This window comes from Rhodanobacter sp. FW102-FHT14D06 (assembly GCF_043950705.1).
Lineage (GTDB): Bacteria > Pseudomonadota > Gammaproteobacteria > Xanthomonadales > Rhodanobacteraceae > Rhodanobacter.
In genome coordinates this window covers 111,343-124,587 of the sequence record NZ_CP170722.1, presented here as the reverse complement: position 1 = coordinate 124,587, position 13,245 = coordinate 111,343, and the positions used below count along the sequence as shown (strand labels likewise).

Genomic DNA, 13,245 nt, shown 5'->3' with positions numbered 1-13,245 from the left:
CGGCGTCAGCCGCTCAGCGGCGCGGAAAACAGGATGCAGGCGTCGCCCGCGATCGTCACCTCGACCGGCTCGTCGTCCACGATGCGCACCTCGACATGGACGATGCCGTCGCGGCGCAGCGCGCGGCCCTGGTGGCCGGCGAACCGCAGCGAGGCGCCGTCGTGCGGCAGCAGTCGGTGGTGCACCAGATAGGCTCCCAGCGGGCCGTTGGCATTGCCGGTCACGGGGTCCTCGTCGATGCCGATGGCGGGGGCGAACATGCGCCCGTCGGTGGCCGCCTCGCCCTCGCGCCGCTGGAACACGAAGTAGCCGTTGCAGCCGATCTCCGCGCTCAGGGCCGCCAGCGCGGACATCCTCGGCGCCAGGGCGTCGAGGTCGACCGTCGGTTCCAGCGGCACCATGACCTTGCCATGGCCGGTGGAAATCACCTGCAGCGGCAGCGTCGGGGTCAGCTGGTCGTCGGCCACGCCCAGTGCGGCGGCGATGCGACGGCGGACGGAATCGCCCAGCGGCGGGCCGATGCGCGGCCGCTCCTGCTGCATGAAGACGCGGCGGCCCCCGGCTTCGTTGCGGCCGATGCGGATGCGCTGGATGCCGGCGGCGGTCTTCTGTCGAAATTCGTTGCTGCCGAAGCCGGGCAAGCCGGCGCGCACGTAATGGGTGGCGATCGTGGCGTGGCCGCACAGCGGCACTTCGGTGGTGGGGGAGAAGTAGCGCAGCCGCACGTCGTGGTCCGCGCCGTCCGGCGCCAGCACGAAGGCGGTCTCGGAGTGCTTCAGTTCCCGCGCGAGATCCTGCATCTCCGCGTCGGACATGCCGTCGGCGTTCAGCACCACACCGGCCGGGTTGCCGCGAAAACGCGTGGTGGTGAAGGCGTCGACGTGATACAGCGTGCGCTTGTTCATGGGTGGCCTGGCGGATGGCGACGACGCGGAAGTCGGCGGGGCGCTGCCGACTCCTGCCGTCGTCGCGCGGCACGCTTACCGGGCGCCGTACAACGCCTTCACGTCGCGGGTCAGCGCGGACTGGCTGTCGGCGCGCGAGTAGAACATGTGGCCACCGGGATACTCCTTCACCTGCACGCGGGTCGGGTCGCCCATGGCCGGCATCTGGTCGACCGCCAGCACCGAGACCATGAACGGGCAGGAGAGGTCGTCCCAGCCGTGCGCGATCAGCACGCGCAGCTTCGGATCGTTGGCCACCGCCTCGCGCAGCTGGCTGACCGAGCCCTCGCGGGCGTCGTCGTCCTCATGCCACAGGCGGTTCACCTCGTAGCTGAGCGCGTTGTAGCGGCCGGCGACTTTCCAGCCCACCGTCTGCGTGACGAAGTTGACCATCGCGCTGGTGGTCGGCGCGATGATGCTGTTGAGCAGCGGGTCGCCGGTGCGCTGCGAGGGCGCATGCGGGAACGGGTCCCAGGCGGTGACGTTGGAATCGTAGCGGCTGCCCAGCTTGCCCTCGGCGCGGTACACCTCGCGCAGGTAGGCCTGGGTCTCGATGCGCCCGCCGGAGCGCTTGACGAACACCGGGTCCAGCCCGGTCAGCTCGGTCACTTTCCGGATCATCGCCTCGGTGGCGGCCGGATCGGAGCGGCCCTTCATCAGCGTGGTCGCGTACTCGCCGCGGGTGTAGGCGATGATCGGCGCCATCGCCTCGGCACTGAGCTTGCCCTCGCGCTCCAGGTGGGCGGCGGCGATCGAAGGCAGGGTGGTCATCCACGGCAGCGGCGAGACGGTGTCGTCGCTCCACGCCGACGGATCGAGGTAGGGCGAGATCAGCGTCACGCCGCTCATCGCCACGCCCAGCTGGGTCTGCATGTACTCGGTGATGCGCGGGCCGCGGAAGCCGCCGTAGCTTTCGCCCACGTAGTACTTGCGCGAATCCATGCGGCCGTTCTTCACCAGCCAGTCGTACATGATGCGCGAGAGGTACTTGATGTCGACGTCGGTGCTGTAGAAATCCTTGGTCGCCTGCTTGTCATCGACCAGCGCGCGGCTGTAGCCGGTGCCCACCGGGTCGATGAAGACCAGGTCGGTGAAGCCCAGCCAGGTGCCGGGGTTGTCGTGCAGCACCGGCGGGTCGGAAGGCGAGTCGCCGGCGTCGCCGAAGCTCACCTTCTTCGGGCCGATCGCGCCCAGGTTGAGGTAGACCGACGAGGCGCCGGGGCCGCCGTTGAGCGCGAAGGTCACCGGCCGGTCCTTGCCGGCGATGGTGTAGGCGGTAAACACCACTTCGGCAGTGGTCTTGCCCTGCTCGTCCCGCACCGGCAGCGAGCCAACGGTGACGGTGTACTTGAGCGTCTTGCCGTCGACCGTGGTGGTCTGCGTCACGTGCGCGTCGGCAGGGAACGGCGGCAGCTGGAAGCCGTCCTTGCCGGTTGCCTCGGCGCTCGCCGCCGGCTTGTGGTTGTCGGCCGCCACGGCGGCGGTGGTGAACCCCGGCAACAGCAGGGCAGCCATCAGGGCAAACGGCAGGGACTTGCGCACAGGCCTCTCCTCGAGCGTAAAGACCGAAGCCTAAACGCGCGGCGCATGCACCGAGTGTGCTGAAAGGCATGGGTCGACGGTGGTTTGCTTCAACCCGGTGCGACCAGGGGAGCCGGCGCCGCCACGCGCTCCATCCACGATTCGAACGCGAGCAGGAAGGATTGCAGCGACTGCAGCGTGGCCATGTCGGTCAGCCGACCCTCGGCGTCGAAGCGCTCGGCGGCGCGGGCCACGAACAGGCTCGGCGCCGGCATCACCAGCGCGCCGCAGGTGTGCAGCACCTGCCGCAACGAGGCCTGCGCCAGCCGGGTCCCCCACGGGCCGCTGCTGGCACCGAGCACGGCAACGGGCTTGCCGGCCAGCACCTCGCCGGCCGGGCTTTCGCGCGAGAGCCAGTCCAGCGCGTTCTTCAGCACGCCGGGGATCGCCTGGTTGTATTCGGGCGTGGCGATGATCAGGCCGTCGGCGGCGGCGACCGCGGCGCGGAGCGCCTGCACTCCGAGCGGGCCGGCCGGATCGCGCGACTCCAGGTCTTCGTCGAACAGCGGCACGGCGCCCAGGGCGTCGCAGACGTCCAGGTGCAGGCTCGCCGGCGCCTGGCATGTCGCGGCGTGCAGCAGGCGCCGGTTCCAGGAGGTCCGGCGCAGGCTGCCGGCCAGGCAGAGCACGCGGCGGGTGGGCAAGGGGAAGGGGTGAAAGGCAGTCATGACGGGTCTCCGGTCGAAGGTCAGGGTTCGATCAACAGCAACGAGGCGCAGGCAAGCAGCAAGGCGCCGCTGGCGACATCCACGCCACGGCGCGCTGCCGGCCGGGCCAGCCAGCGCGCGAGCGTGGCGCCCAGCGCGGCCCACAGCGACAGGCACAGCGCCGGGATCAGTACGAACATCGTGGTCAGCAGCAGGTAATCGCGCGTGCCCGTGAGCGGCATCGCGGCCAGCACGGTCAACACCAGCAGCCAGCTTTTCGGATTGAGAAACTGGAACCCGATCAGCCCCAGCGTGCCGGCGGGCAGGCGCGGCGAGGCCGTCGGGTCGGCTCGTGGCCGGATGCCGGCCGCGCAAAGCGATGCGCCCAGCCACGCCAGATACAGCGCGCCGGCCAGGGCGATCCCGTGGCGCAGCCACGGCAGCGCCGCAAAGGCCGTCGCCGTGCCCAGCGCCGTCACGGCCAGCAACAGCAGGCCGCCGAGCACGATGCCGGCGATCATCGGAAGCGTGCGGCGCATGCCGGCAGTGCCGGCCGCGCGCAGGATCACCAAGTTGTTCGGTCCGGGCGTGATCGCGGCCACGCACAGCAGGCCGGCGGCGGCGAGCAGTTGCTCCACGGGATCGTTCTCCGCAATGGTCGAATGTCCCGCATGTTCGGCCACTCGGCTGGTCAGTGCTGATCGCGTTATGGTCTAGTATTGCGACCATGAACGAGCTGCCGCTGAATGCCCTGCGCGCGTTTGCCATGGTCTACGCGCAAGGCGGCGTGCGCGCCGCCGCGCGCGAGCTCGGCCTGGCGCACTCTTCGGTGAGCCGGCACCTGGCCGAACTGGATCGCTGGCTAGGCGTGCCCTTGCTGCGCGCCTCGGCCGGTCGCGGCGCGCCGGTGTTCACCCCGCAGGGCGAGGCGCTGGGGCGGGCCACCCTGGCCGGCCTGCGCGGGATCGAGCAGGCGGTGGCCGCGTTGCGCGAGACCCGGCCGGCGCATGCGGTGACGTTGTCCACCTCGCCCTCGTTCGCGATCCGCTGGCTGCTGCCGCGTTTGCCTGCGCTGGAAAAAGCGCATCCGAAGATCGAGCTGTCGGTGCAGGTGGAGCAGCGCCTCGACGCGCTGGACGACGGCCGCATCGATCTGGCAATCCGCATGGGCACGGGACCGTGGCCGGGGTTGCATGCCGAAGCGTTGATGGACGATGCGCTGTATCCGGTGATGAGCCCGGCGCTGTGGCAGGCGTCCGGACGCCCATCGAAGCCGGCGCAACTGGCCGGCCTGCGCCTGCTGCACGACCGCGATCCGCAGGCGTCATGGGAAGCGTGGCGCAGCGTGCACGGACCGGCGAAGCTCGCGCTGCAGGGCGGCGCCCGCTATACCTCGTCCGACCTGGTGCTGCGTGCGGCGATGCAGGGGCAGGGCGCGGCGCTGGCGCGTCATCGACTGGCCGCGGACGACGTGGCGAACGGCAGCCTGCTGCGTCCGTTCGGCGAGCTCGACGTGCCGTTGGGAACTTCGTACTGGATCGTGCGACCGCCGGCGAAGCCGCGCGCGGCGGTGGTCGCCGTGATCGACTGGCTGCGCTGGCAGGCGGCCGGCACCGCGGCGCGCTGATCAGCCGCGCGCCAGCGCGCCTTCGACGAACTGCTGCAGCTGCGCCGCGTTCAGCGCGCCGGATTGCCGCGCGATCTCGCGGCCCTGCCTGAACATGATCAGGGTGGGAATGCTGCGAATGTTGAAGCGCGCGGCGATCTGCGGTTGCGCCTCGGTATCCAGCTTGGCCAGCCGCAGACGCGGCTCGAACTTGCCGGCGGCCTGCACGAACACCGGCGCGAAGCCGACGCACGGCCCGCACCACGGCGCCCAGAAGTCCACCAGCACCGGCAGGTCGCCGCGGCCGGCGATCGCGTCGAAGTTCGCCGTGGTCAGTTCCGTCGGATGTCCCTCGAACAAGCCCTGCTTGCAGCGGCCGCAGTTCGGATGCTCCGCGACGCGCTCGGCGGGCACGCGGTTGAGCGCGCTGCAATGGGGGCAGGGGATGGTCAGTGCGGTGCTCATGTCGGACTCCGGCAACGGGCGGGCGACGCCCTGCAGAGCAGATGGCGCCTCGCGCGGGGAAATCCAAGCCGGGGTAGCCGGGGATTCAGCCCATTGTGCGCGGCACGAAACGCAACGCCACCGAGTTCATGCAGTAGCGCAGGCCGGTCGGTCGCGGGCCGTCGTTGAAAACGTGGCCGAGGTGGCTGTCGCAACCCTTGCAGCTGATCGCCGTGCGGGTCATGCCTAACAGGTGGTCGGTCGCCTCGACCAGGTTGCGCCGCGCGATCGGCTGCCAGAAGCTCGGCCAGCCGGTGCCGGAGTCGAACTCGGTGGCGGCGTCGTACAGCGCCGTGCCGCAGGCGATGCAGCGGAACAGACCGGGCGCGGCCGGGCGTTCGTGTTCGCCGCTGAAGGCGCGTTCGGTGCCCTCGTGACGCATGATCTGGTACGACGCCGACGACAGTCGCTGCCGCCACTGCGTGTCGCTCAGCACCAGCTTCGGCACCTCGCGCGCGCCGAGGTCGCGGCCCGCATCGTCGAAGATCTCCAGCACCACGTTGCCGGGTTCACCCACCGGCGTGTTGGCTGCCGCATGCAGACGCGGCACCAGCCATCCGCCGCCCACGGCCAGCAAGGCACCGCCGCCGAGCGCGGCGCGCAGGAAGCGGCGGCGATCCATCGCGAGGGTTTCATTGACATGTGACATGGCGACCTCCGTGGGGGACGGAATGGGATTTGCGGGATGCGGGATCGGATCAGCCGAACGTGAAGGCGTAGGCCTGCACGCCGGGATCGAGGAAGGTGATCTCGAACAGGCGCTCGCCGCTGCCGTTGGCCTGGCGCACCAGCTGGTACAGGCGCTGGCTGGTGACGGTGCCGTTGCCGTCGGCGTCGGTGTCCATGCCGTGGTCGGCGCCGGGCGGCTTGCCGTCGATGGTGACGCGGTAGCGGATTGGCTTGCCGTCAGCCGCCGGGCCGAGCACCAGGTGCAGGTCGCGGCCGCGGAAGCGGTAGACGATGGCGCCGCCGGCCTGTTCCAGTTGCGCGTTCTCGTCATGCACGGTCCAGCGGCCGTCGAGCGACCACTGGTTGGTGGCCAGCGCGGCCGGTGCGCGATAGTCGTGCGCCTCGTCGCGCGCCACGCGGCCGCCGACGAAGTTCCTGGCGCGGGCGTAGCCGACATAGGTCTCGGGCGAGCGGGTGGGATCGTTCGACGCCGCCGCCTCCACGCCGCGATGGTCGTCGCGCACGTAGCCACCCGGCAGGTCCTTCTGGCCGGCCTCGGTCAGCAACTGGCGGATCACGTCTTCGCTCTGCCGGTATTCGCCTTCGCCGAAATGGTGGTGGCGGATCCGTCCCTGCGCGTCGATGAAGTAATGCGCCGGCCAGTATTCGTTGTTGAACCCTCTCCAGATCGCGTAGTCGTTGTCCAGAGCGACCGGGTAGTCGACGCCCAGGTCCTTCACCGCCTTGGTCACGTTGGCCGGATTCTTTTCGAAGGCGAACTCCGGCGCGTGCACGCCGATCACCACCAAGCCGTGGTCCTTGTACTTGTCGGCCCAGCCGCGCACGTACGGCAGCGTGCGGAGGCAGTTGATGCAGGAGTAGGTCCAGAAATCGACCAGCACCACCTTGCCGCGCAGCGATTCGGTGCTCAGCGGCGGGCTGTTGAGCCATTGCGTGGCGCCGGCCAGCGACGGGAACGTGCCTTCCACCGGCAGCGGATCGCCGGCCTTCAGCGGCGGCTGCGGCGCCGGCGCCGGGCGCACGGCATTGATCAGCTTCTGCTCGATGCCGCTGGTGCTGGCCAGCGAGACGCGGGTAAGCAGGCCGGTGTCCAGGCCCAGCGCGATCGCGGCCACGCCGCACAGCACCAGCACGCCGAGCGCACGACGCACCCATTCGCCGGCGCCCAGCGAACGCTTCATCAGCGCGAACACCTTGCCGCCGATCAGCAGCGCCAGGCCCAGCGACGTGGCGGCGCCGGCCGCATAGGTGAGCAGCAGCAGGGTGGTCTGCACGCTGGCGCCGTTCAACGCGGCACCGGTCAACAACAGGCCGAGGATCGGCCCCGCGCACGGCGCCCACAGCAGGCCGGTGGCGACGCCCAGGCCGGCAGCGCCCCAGACCGAGTCGCCGTCGGCGGCCGAGCGCTGCGACAGCCGGTTGCCCAGCGCCACGAACGGGCGGGTAATCCATTCGGCCAGGTGAGTCGACAGCAGGGTCAGGCCGAGGAAGGCCAGCACCGCCATCGCCACCCAGCGGCCGTACTGGTTCGCGTGCACCGCCCAGCCGCCGCCGAGCGCGGCCAGCGTGGCGACCACGGCGAAGGTGATCGCCATGCCCAGCAGCATCGGCAAGCCGTTGCGCATGAACGGCCGGTCGGAGCGGGCGAACACGAACGGCAGCACCGGCAGGATGCACGGGCTGAGGATGGTCAGGACACCGCCGAGATAGGCGAGGATCAACACGAGCATGGAGTTTCATCCGTGGGTGGTTGCCTGAGGATTCGCCGCCACCGCCGCCCGGGTTACCTGCGGGCAGGAGGTAACGTCGGCGCACGATGCGGCGAAGACCCCGGTGAGCGTTCCGTCGTGGAGCGAACGGGTCGCAAGCCTTGACCGCCACCGCCTTCATGGGTCTAGATAGTGGACTTTCCCATGGGATCAGTCCCGTCCGGACCGTGCCAGCCGAATCCGCCGCCGCCAGCGCCAGCGAATCGCCCGACCGGCGCCGGTCGGCGTGGATGGCCGCCGCGCAGGCCGGCGACCGGCGTGCCTACGAAAAACTGCTGGCCGATTCGGTGGCGCTGATCCGCGCCGTGGCACGCCGCCAGGGTGTGGCGCCAGATCATCTGGATGACGTGGTGCAGGAAACCCTGATCACCGTGCATCGCGTGCGCCAGACCTACGACCCCAGCCGTTCCTACGACGCCTGGCTCGGCGCGATCGCCGCTCGCCGCGCGATCGACTCCCTGCGCAGCCGCGGTCGCCGCGACAGCCGCGAACTGCACGATGAATTCGCGCTCGACCGTCACCCGGATGCCGACGACGCCAGCGCCGCCACCGAAAGCGAGCAGCGCGCACAGCGCCTGCACGAGGCGATCGCCGAGTTGTCGCCCGGCCAGCGCGAGGCGGTGGAACAGCTTGGCCTGCGCGAGCGCTCGCTCAGCGAGGCGGCCGAGCTGACCGGGCGTAATACCGGCGCGCTGAAAGTGAACCTGCATCGCGCGCTGAAGGCACTGCGCGAACGTTTCCATGGAGAACCCTGACGTGACGGCCGATCCGCAATCCCACCAGGCGTTGATCGACCGCCTTGGCACCGACCTGGTGCCGGTGCGGCGGCTGCTGCCGCCAGGGCTGCGCACGGCCGGCTGGCTGCTGCTGGTGGCGGCGCTGGCGGCCGGCTTGCTGATGCACTACGGCGCAGGTCCGATGCTGCGGCGCTGGGCCGCCACGCCGGACCTGGCCTGGGCCGGCATCGGCGCGGTGATCACCGCGATCAGCGCGGCGTGGGCCGCGTTCGCGCTGGCCGTGCCCGGGCGGCGTGCGGCATGGGCGTGGCTGCCGCTGCCCGGTGCCTTGCTGTGGATCGGTGCCAGCGGCCTCGGCTGCCTGCGCACGTGGCTCGCGCCGGGCACCGAAGTCGCCGGCGTGCAGCAGAGCGCCGACTGCCTGCTCTTCATCATCGGCTTCTCGGTGCCGCTGTCCGCGCTGCTGGTCGTGCTGCTGCGCCGCGCCTGCCCGCTGCGGCCGGTGCTTGCCGCGGTGCTGATCGGCCTGGCCAGCGCGGCGGCTTCGGCCAGCCTGCTGGAGATCTGCCACGCGTTCGATTCCGCCGCCACCGACCTGCTGACCCACGCACTGGCGGTGGCCGTGGTGGTGGCCGTCAACGCGGCGATGGGCGGACGGCTGCTGTCCAAAGCGTAGGAGCCCGCTCGCGGGCGATGCTTTTGCTCTTGCGAATCCGGGATCCCGCGAAGAAAAGCATCGCCCGCGAGCGGGCTCCTGCGGGGGAAGGCCTTGATCCGCTGTGGCGGGGCGCGTGGGATGCCGGCCTCGATCCCGAATCCCGAATCCCGGCTCAGTCGCGGAAATTGTCGAACTGCAGCGGCAGTTCCACGTCGGCCTTGCGCAGCACCGCCATCGCCGCCTGCAGGTCGTCGCGCTTCTTGCCGCTGACGCGCAGCTTGTCGCCGTTGATCTGCGCCTCGACCTTGAGCTTGGCCGCCTTCAGCTCGGCCACCAGTTTCTTCGCCACCGGCTGCTCGATGCCCTGCTTGACGGTGATCTTCTGGCGCGAGCCGCCCAGGTTGGTTTCCGGGTCGCCGACGTCCAGCGCGCGCACGTCGATCTTCCGCGCGATCAGGCGGGCGCGCAGGATGTCCAGCATCTGCTGCAGCTGGAATTCGCTGGGGGCGCTCTGGGCGATCACGCCATCGTCCAGCACGTACTTCGCGTCCACGCCCTTGAAGTCGAAGCGCGTGCCGAGTTCGCGGTTGGCCTGGTCGACGGCATTGGTCAGTTCGTGCTTGTCGACTTCGGAGATCACGTCGAAGGAAGGCATGGCGGCGGCTCGCTGGGAACAGGAGGCAAAGTGTAAGCGATGGCGCTGGGCGATAATGGCGCAACCCTCACTTCCGTCATTCCGGCGCAAGCCGGAATCCGGCGCCTTTCAACGGACACAGTCACCGGGTCCCGGCTTGACCGACCCTTCGGTCGTTGAAAGGCGCCGCGCCGGGATGACGAACAACGAGCTTGATGGCGTGACCATGGTGAGTTCTTGAAAACCGACGTGTTGATCATCGGCGCCGGCGCCGCCGGCCTGATGTGCGCGATCACCGCCGGCCAGCGCGGCCGGCGCGTGCTGGTGGTCGATCACGCCAACAAGGTCGGCAAGAAAATCCTGATGTCCGGCGGCGGCCGCTGCAACTTCACCAACCTGGGCACGACGCCGGCGAATTACCTCTCGGCCAACCCGCATTTCGCCAAGTCCGCGCTGGCGCGCTGCACGCCGTGGGATTTCGTCGCGCTGGTGGAGAAGCATCGCATCGCCTACCACGAGAAGGAGCTGGGCCAGTTGTTCTGCGACGACTCCTCGAAGCAGATCGTGCGCATGCTGCTGGACGAGTGCGCCGCGGCCGGCGTCACGGTGGAGGCGAACTGCGCCGTGCAACGCGTGCGCAGGACGCCGGAGGGCTTCAGCGTGCACACCGCGCGCGGCGAGGTGCATGCCGAGTCGCTGGTGGTCGCCTCGGGCGGCCTGTCGATTCCCAGCATGGGCGCCAGCGGTTTCGGTTACGAACTGGCGCGCCAGTTCGGCCACGCCGTGCTGCCCACGCGCGCCGGCCTGGTGCCGCTGACGCTGAGCGGCAAGCACCAGGAGCATTACGCGGATCTGGCCGGTGTGGCGTTGCCGAGGGTGGAGGCCCGCGTGGGCAGGCAGGGTTTTCGCGCCGGATTGCTGTTCACCCATCGCGGCATCAGCGGCCCGGCGATCCTGCAGATCTCCTCGTACTGGCAGCCCGGCGACGACTTGCGCCTCGACTTGCTGCCGGACCTCGACGTCGGCGCCTGGCTGGTCGACCAACGCACGGCGCGGCCGCTGGCCGAACTGAAGACCGTGCTCGGCGAGGTGTTGCCCAAGCGCCTCGCGCAGCGGTTGTGCGAGCAATGGCTCGGCAACCGCCCGATGCGCCAGTACCGCGAGACCGAACTGACGCAGATCGGCGCGCAGCTCGCCGCGTGGCCGATCACCGCCAGCGGCACGGAAGGCTACCGCACCGCCGAAGTCACTCTCGGCGGCGTCGACACCGATGGGCTCTCCTCCAGCACGATGCAATCGAAACTCGTGCCCGGCCTCTACTTCATCGGCGAGGTGGTCGACGTCACCGGCTGGCTCGGCGGCTACAACTTCCAGTGGGCGTGGGCGTCGGGGCAGGCGGCGGGCGCGGCGGCCTGATGCCGGTTGCTTGACGCCTCCGGCCGGGGGCTGCAGCATCGTGCGACGGAATTTCCAACGCGCCGCGCCCGCCATCGGGCGGCGGCGCATCTCCAGGGGAGGGCGGCCGATGGCAACGCTGGACAAGGGCAAGCTGGTCAACCCGGCGATCGAGGTCAAGCTGTATGCGTCGATCGAGCATGGCAGCCTGGATGCCGTCCACGCGATCGTGCTGCATCGTACCGATTCCTCCACCGCCACCAGCACGCTCGAAGCGTACGCGGGCGGCAAGCAGACCGGCGCGCACTTCTTGATCGACAAGGCCGGCAAGATCTGCCAGACCGCACGCGTCGATCAGGTGTGCTGGCACGTCGGTGTGCTGCAGGCGCGCTGCCAGGTCGAACACGGCTGCGATCCGCAGGAACTGAAGACGATTGCCTCGCTCATGCACGCGAAAGGCGTGGGCTTCGGTACCCGCGCGAAGAACCTTTCGCGACATGAACTGGGCAAGCCGTATCCCTCGCGCTATCCCTCCAACCAGGACTCGCTGGGGATCGAGGTGGTGGGCACGTTCCAGCCCGCGCAGAAGGCGTTCGAGGCGCCGACGCCGGAACAACTGAAGTCGCTCAAGTACCTGGTGGATATTCTGGTCGGCCTGTTCGGCCTGAACCTGTTGGGCGACGTCTACGCGCACGGCGCGATCGCCCGCAAGGAGGTCACCGAGGGCGCCCAGTTGCTGCAGGCGCTGACCGCTGGAGGCAAGCCGTGAAGGCGTTGGGCCTGGTGCTGCTGGGCGCAGCGCTGGCTGCGTGTGTGCCGGTGCGCGGCAATGGCGGCATCGAGGTTGTTTCGTTGCAGCGGCAGGTCGATGCCACGCGCGCCGACGCCGACATCTGCAGCGCGTTGACGCTCAGTCGCGCGGACGTGGCGCGGTATTTCACGCTGGCCGAGGTGGTCGATCCGGCCACGTTCGACGCCGAGGCGATCATCATGCCGTGCAGCTACCGCGGCACCCTGCGCCGTGCGGGCCAGCTCTACCACTGGGAGATTTTCGCCGGCGGGGCAGCCTATCTGTACGACGGCGGGGAAACCAACCAGCGCTACCTTTGCCGCGAGTCGTGCCTCGCGGCGCTGCCGAACCTGCGCTGAGCGGCGCGCCGATTCATCGCGGGGCCTGCAGCGATCCCGCCGACGGTTGCAGGTCGCCGGGCGCCAGGGTCGCCCAGTGGAGGTGGTGCGGATCGAAACCGCTCTCGATCATCGGCTTGATGATGCGGAAGTAGGGCGAGATGTCGAAGTCGCGCGGCGTGAACAGGCTGGAGCTGCGGATGTGCAGGATCTCCTGGCGCGCGCGCTGGGTGCCGCGCAACTGGCGGTAGTCGCGGTCCAGCATCGGCAGGATCGGATAACGCACGCTGTGGAAGGCCGCCGCGATCAGCGACGAGCAGATCGCCCGGGTCGGCTCGCCGCTGCCCAGCGCCAGCAGGCGCCGGCGCCAGCGTCCGGGCACCGGCGGCGTCGGCAGCAGGTAGCGCATCAGGTCGATCACGTTGCGCATGTCGTAGCGCTGGCCGAGGCGACGCGCGGCGTGTTCGATCACCTGCTCGATCTCGCCGGCGTGCAACCCGACCGGGCGGCAGATGCGCGTGTGCGCCCCGCGATACGCCTGCAGCGGCAGCGCACGCACGCCTTCCACCACGTCGGCTTCGATCAGCACGTGCTCACCGAGCGCGGGGTAGCGGTCGCGCAGGGCGTCGCCCACGTACAACGCCGCGTGCGACCAGCTCGACTGGGTGACGTACTTGATCGCGGTGCCGATGCGGCTGTTGCCGTCGACCAGCAGCACGTCGGCCGGCCGCAGCGATGCCTCCAGCATGTCGTGGCGCGAGGTGCCGAAATGCATGCCGCCGACGCGCGGCTTCGAGAGGTAACGGGCCAGGGCACGGCCCAGCCTGTGCAAGGGATGGAACACGATCGTGCGCTCCCGGCGGTCGCAGGTGCGACGAGCTTAAGCCGTGGGCGCGTGCGTGTCAGCGCCCGAGCAGAAAGCCGCTTTCACCGGCACCGAGAGACTGGAAGC

General features: G+C 69.8%; 15 protein-coding genes. 6 read left to right on the top strand and 9 right to left on the bottom strand.

The features are described from left to right. Window positions 1–5: 5 nt before the first annotated feature. The 4 genes from ACFCQI_RS00670 to ACFCQI_RS00655 form a co-directional block, all read right to left on the bottom strand. Window positions 6–905, bottom strand: a complete 900-nt coding sequence (locus ACFCQI_RS00670) for a PhzF family isomerase (RefSeq protein ID WP_395119409.1) — start codon at window positions 903–905, stop codon at window positions 6–8. 75 nt (window positions 906–980) lie between these two features. Beyond that, window positions 981–2,486, bottom strand: a complete 1,506-nt coding sequence (locus tag ACFCQI_RS00665) for a S10 family peptidase (protein ID WP_395119407.1) — start codon at window positions 2,484–2,486, stop codon at window positions 981–983. An 89-nt stretch (window positions 2,487–2,575) separates the two neighbouring features. Continuing rightward, window positions 2,576–3,193, bottom strand: a complete 618-nt coding sequence (locus tag ACFCQI_RS00660; RefSeq protein WP_395119405.1) for an NADPH-dependent FMN reductase — start codon at window positions 3,191–3,193, stop codon at window positions 2,576–2,578. Window positions 3,194–3,213: 20 nt separating this feature from the next. Beyond that, window positions 3,214–3,810, bottom strand: coding sequence for a LysE family translocator (locus ACFCQI_RS00655; protein WP_395119403.1), 597 nt, complete (start codon window positions 3,808–3,810; stop codon window positions 3,214–3,216). An 89-nt stretch (window positions 3,811–3,899) separates the two neighbouring features. On the opposite strand from ACFCQI_RS00655, the gene ACFCQI_RS00650 reads away from it, so the two are divergent. After that, the gene (locus ACFCQI_RS00650; RefSeq protein ID WP_395119401.1) at window positions 3,900–4,799 is read left to right on the top strand and encodes a LysR substrate-binding domain-containing protein; all 900 of its coding nucleotides are present in this window, start codon (window positions 3,900–3,902) and stop codon (window positions 4,797–4,799) included. Here ACFCQI_RS00650 and trxC read toward each other — a convergent pair whose 3' ends face one another. The 3 genes from trxC to ACFCQI_RS00635 form a co-directional block, all read right to left on the bottom strand. Continuing rightward, entirely contained in the window at window positions 4,800–5,243 is a 444-nt protein-coding gene (gene trxC / locus ACFCQI_RS00645; protein ID WP_395119399.1) for a thioredoxin TrxC, read from the bottom strand. An 85-nt stretch (window positions 5,244–5,328) separates the two neighbouring features. Beyond that, on the bottom strand, window positions 5,329–5,931 hold the full coding sequence (msrB, locus tag ACFCQI_RS00640; RefSeq protein WP_395119397.1) for a peptide-methionine (R)-S-oxide reductase MsrB: 603 nt from the start codon (window positions 5,929–5,931) through the stop codon (window positions 5,329–5,331). Between the two features lie 49 nt (window positions 5,932–5,980). Further along, window positions 5,981–7,702, bottom strand: a complete 1,722-nt coding sequence (locus ACFCQI_RS00635) for a cytochrome c biogenesis protein DipZ (RefSeq protein ID WP_395119395.1) — start codon at window positions 7,700–7,702, stop codon at window positions 5,981–5,983. A 269-nt stretch (window positions 7,703–7,971) separates the two neighbouring features. On the opposite strand from ACFCQI_RS00635, the gene ACFCQI_RS00630 reads away from it, so the two are divergent. Beyond that, a complete protein-coding gene (locus ACFCQI_RS00630; protein ID WP_395121411.1) occupies window positions 7,972–8,496 on the top strand; it encodes an RNA polymerase sigma factor in 525 nt (174 codons plus the stop codon). Then, window positions 8,483–9,154 carry an NrsF family protein gene (locus ACFCQI_RS00625; protein WP_395119392.1) on the top strand — a complete coding sequence of 224 codons (672 nt, stop codon included), beginning with the start codon at window positions 8,483–8,485 and terminating at the stop codon, window positions 9,152–9,154. Before ACFCQI_RS00630 ends, ACFCQI_RS00625 begins: the two co-directional genes overlap by 14 nt. A 154-nt stretch (window positions 9,155–9,308) precedes the next feature. Here ACFCQI_RS00625 and ACFCQI_RS00620 read toward each other — a convergent pair whose 3' ends face one another. Further along, on the bottom strand, window positions 9,309–9,791 hold the full coding sequence (locus ACFCQI_RS00620; RefSeq protein ID WP_395119390.1) for a YajQ family cyclic di-GMP-binding protein: 483 nt from the start codon (window positions 9,789–9,791) through the stop codon (window positions 9,309–9,311). A gap of 216 nt (window positions 9,792–10,007) precedes the next feature. Here ACFCQI_RS00620 and ACFCQI_RS00615 point away from each other — a divergent pair, with 216 nt between their 5' ends. From ACFCQI_RS00615 to ACFCQI_RS00605, 3 genes are all read left to right on the top strand, one after another. Further along, complete coding sequence (locus ACFCQI_RS00615) at window positions 10,008–11,186, top strand: NAD(P)/FAD-dependent oxidoreductase (RefSeq protein WP_395119388.1); 1,179 nt, start codon at window positions 10,008–10,010, stop codon at window positions 11,184–11,186. Between the two features lie 109 nt (window positions 11,187–11,295). Next, window positions 11,296–11,934, top strand: coding sequence for an N-acetylmuramoyl-L-alanine amidase (locus ACFCQI_RS00610; RefSeq protein ID WP_395119386.1), 639 nt, complete (start codon window positions 11,296–11,298; stop codon window positions 11,932–11,934). Beyond that, the gene (locus ACFCQI_RS00605) at window positions 11,931–12,314 is read left to right on the top strand and encodes a hypothetical protein (protein WP_395119384.1); all 384 of its coding nucleotides are present in this window, start codon (window positions 11,931–11,933) and stop codon (window positions 12,312–12,314) included. Before ACFCQI_RS00610 ends, ACFCQI_RS00605 begins: the two co-directional genes overlap by 4 nt. 13 nt (window positions 12,315–12,327) lie before the next feature. On the opposite strand, the gene ACFCQI_RS00600 is transcribed toward ACFCQI_RS00605, so the two are convergent. Further along, a complete protein-coding gene (locus ACFCQI_RS00600; RefSeq protein ID WP_395119382.1) occupies window positions 12,328–13,137 on the bottom strand; it encodes a YiiX/YebB-like N1pC/P60 family cysteine hydrolase in 810 nt (269 codons plus the stop codon). Between the last annotated feature and the right edge of the window lie 108 nt (window positions 13,138–13,245).

Coding starts and splice junctions, on each gene's coding strand:
- ACFCQI_RS00670 (WP_395119409.1), bottom strand. CDS start 905: ATGAACAAGCGCACGCTGTATCACGTCGACGCCTTCACCACCACGCGT.
- ACFCQI_RS00660 (WP_395119405.1), bottom strand. CDS start 3,193: ATGACTGCCTTTCACCCCTTCCCCTTGCCCACCCGCCGCGTGCTCTGC.
- ACFCQI_RS00650 (WP_395119401.1), top strand. CDS start 3,900: ATGAACGAGCTGCCGCTGAATGCCCTGCGCGCGTTTGCCATGGTCTAC.
- trxC (WP_395119399.1), bottom strand. CDS start 5,243: ATGAGCACCGCACTGACCATCCCCTGCCCCCATTGCAGCGCGCTCAAC.
- msrB (WP_395119397.1), bottom strand. CDS start 5,931: ATGTCACATGTCAATGAAACCCTCGCGATGGATCGCCGCCGCTTCCTG.
- ACFCQI_RS00635 (WP_395119395.1), bottom strand. CDS start 7,702: ATGCTCGTGTTGATCCTCGCCTATCTCGGCGGTGTCCTGACCATCCTC.
- ACFCQI_RS00630 (WP_395121411.1), top strand. CDS start 7,972: ATGGCCGCCGCGCAGGCCGGCGACCGGCGTGCCTACGAAAAACTGCTG.
- ACFCQI_RS00625 (WP_395119392.1), top strand. CDS start 8,483: ATGGAGAACCCTGACGTGACGGCCGATCCGCAATCCCACCAGGCGTTG.
- ACFCQI_RS00620 (WP_395119390.1), bottom strand. CDS start 9,791: ATGCCTTCCTTCGACGTGATCTCCGAAGTCGACAAGCACGAACTGACC.
- ACFCQI_RS00610 (WP_395119386.1), top strand. CDS start 11,296: ATGGCAACGCTGGACAAGGGCAAGCTGGTCAACCCGGCGATCGAGGTC.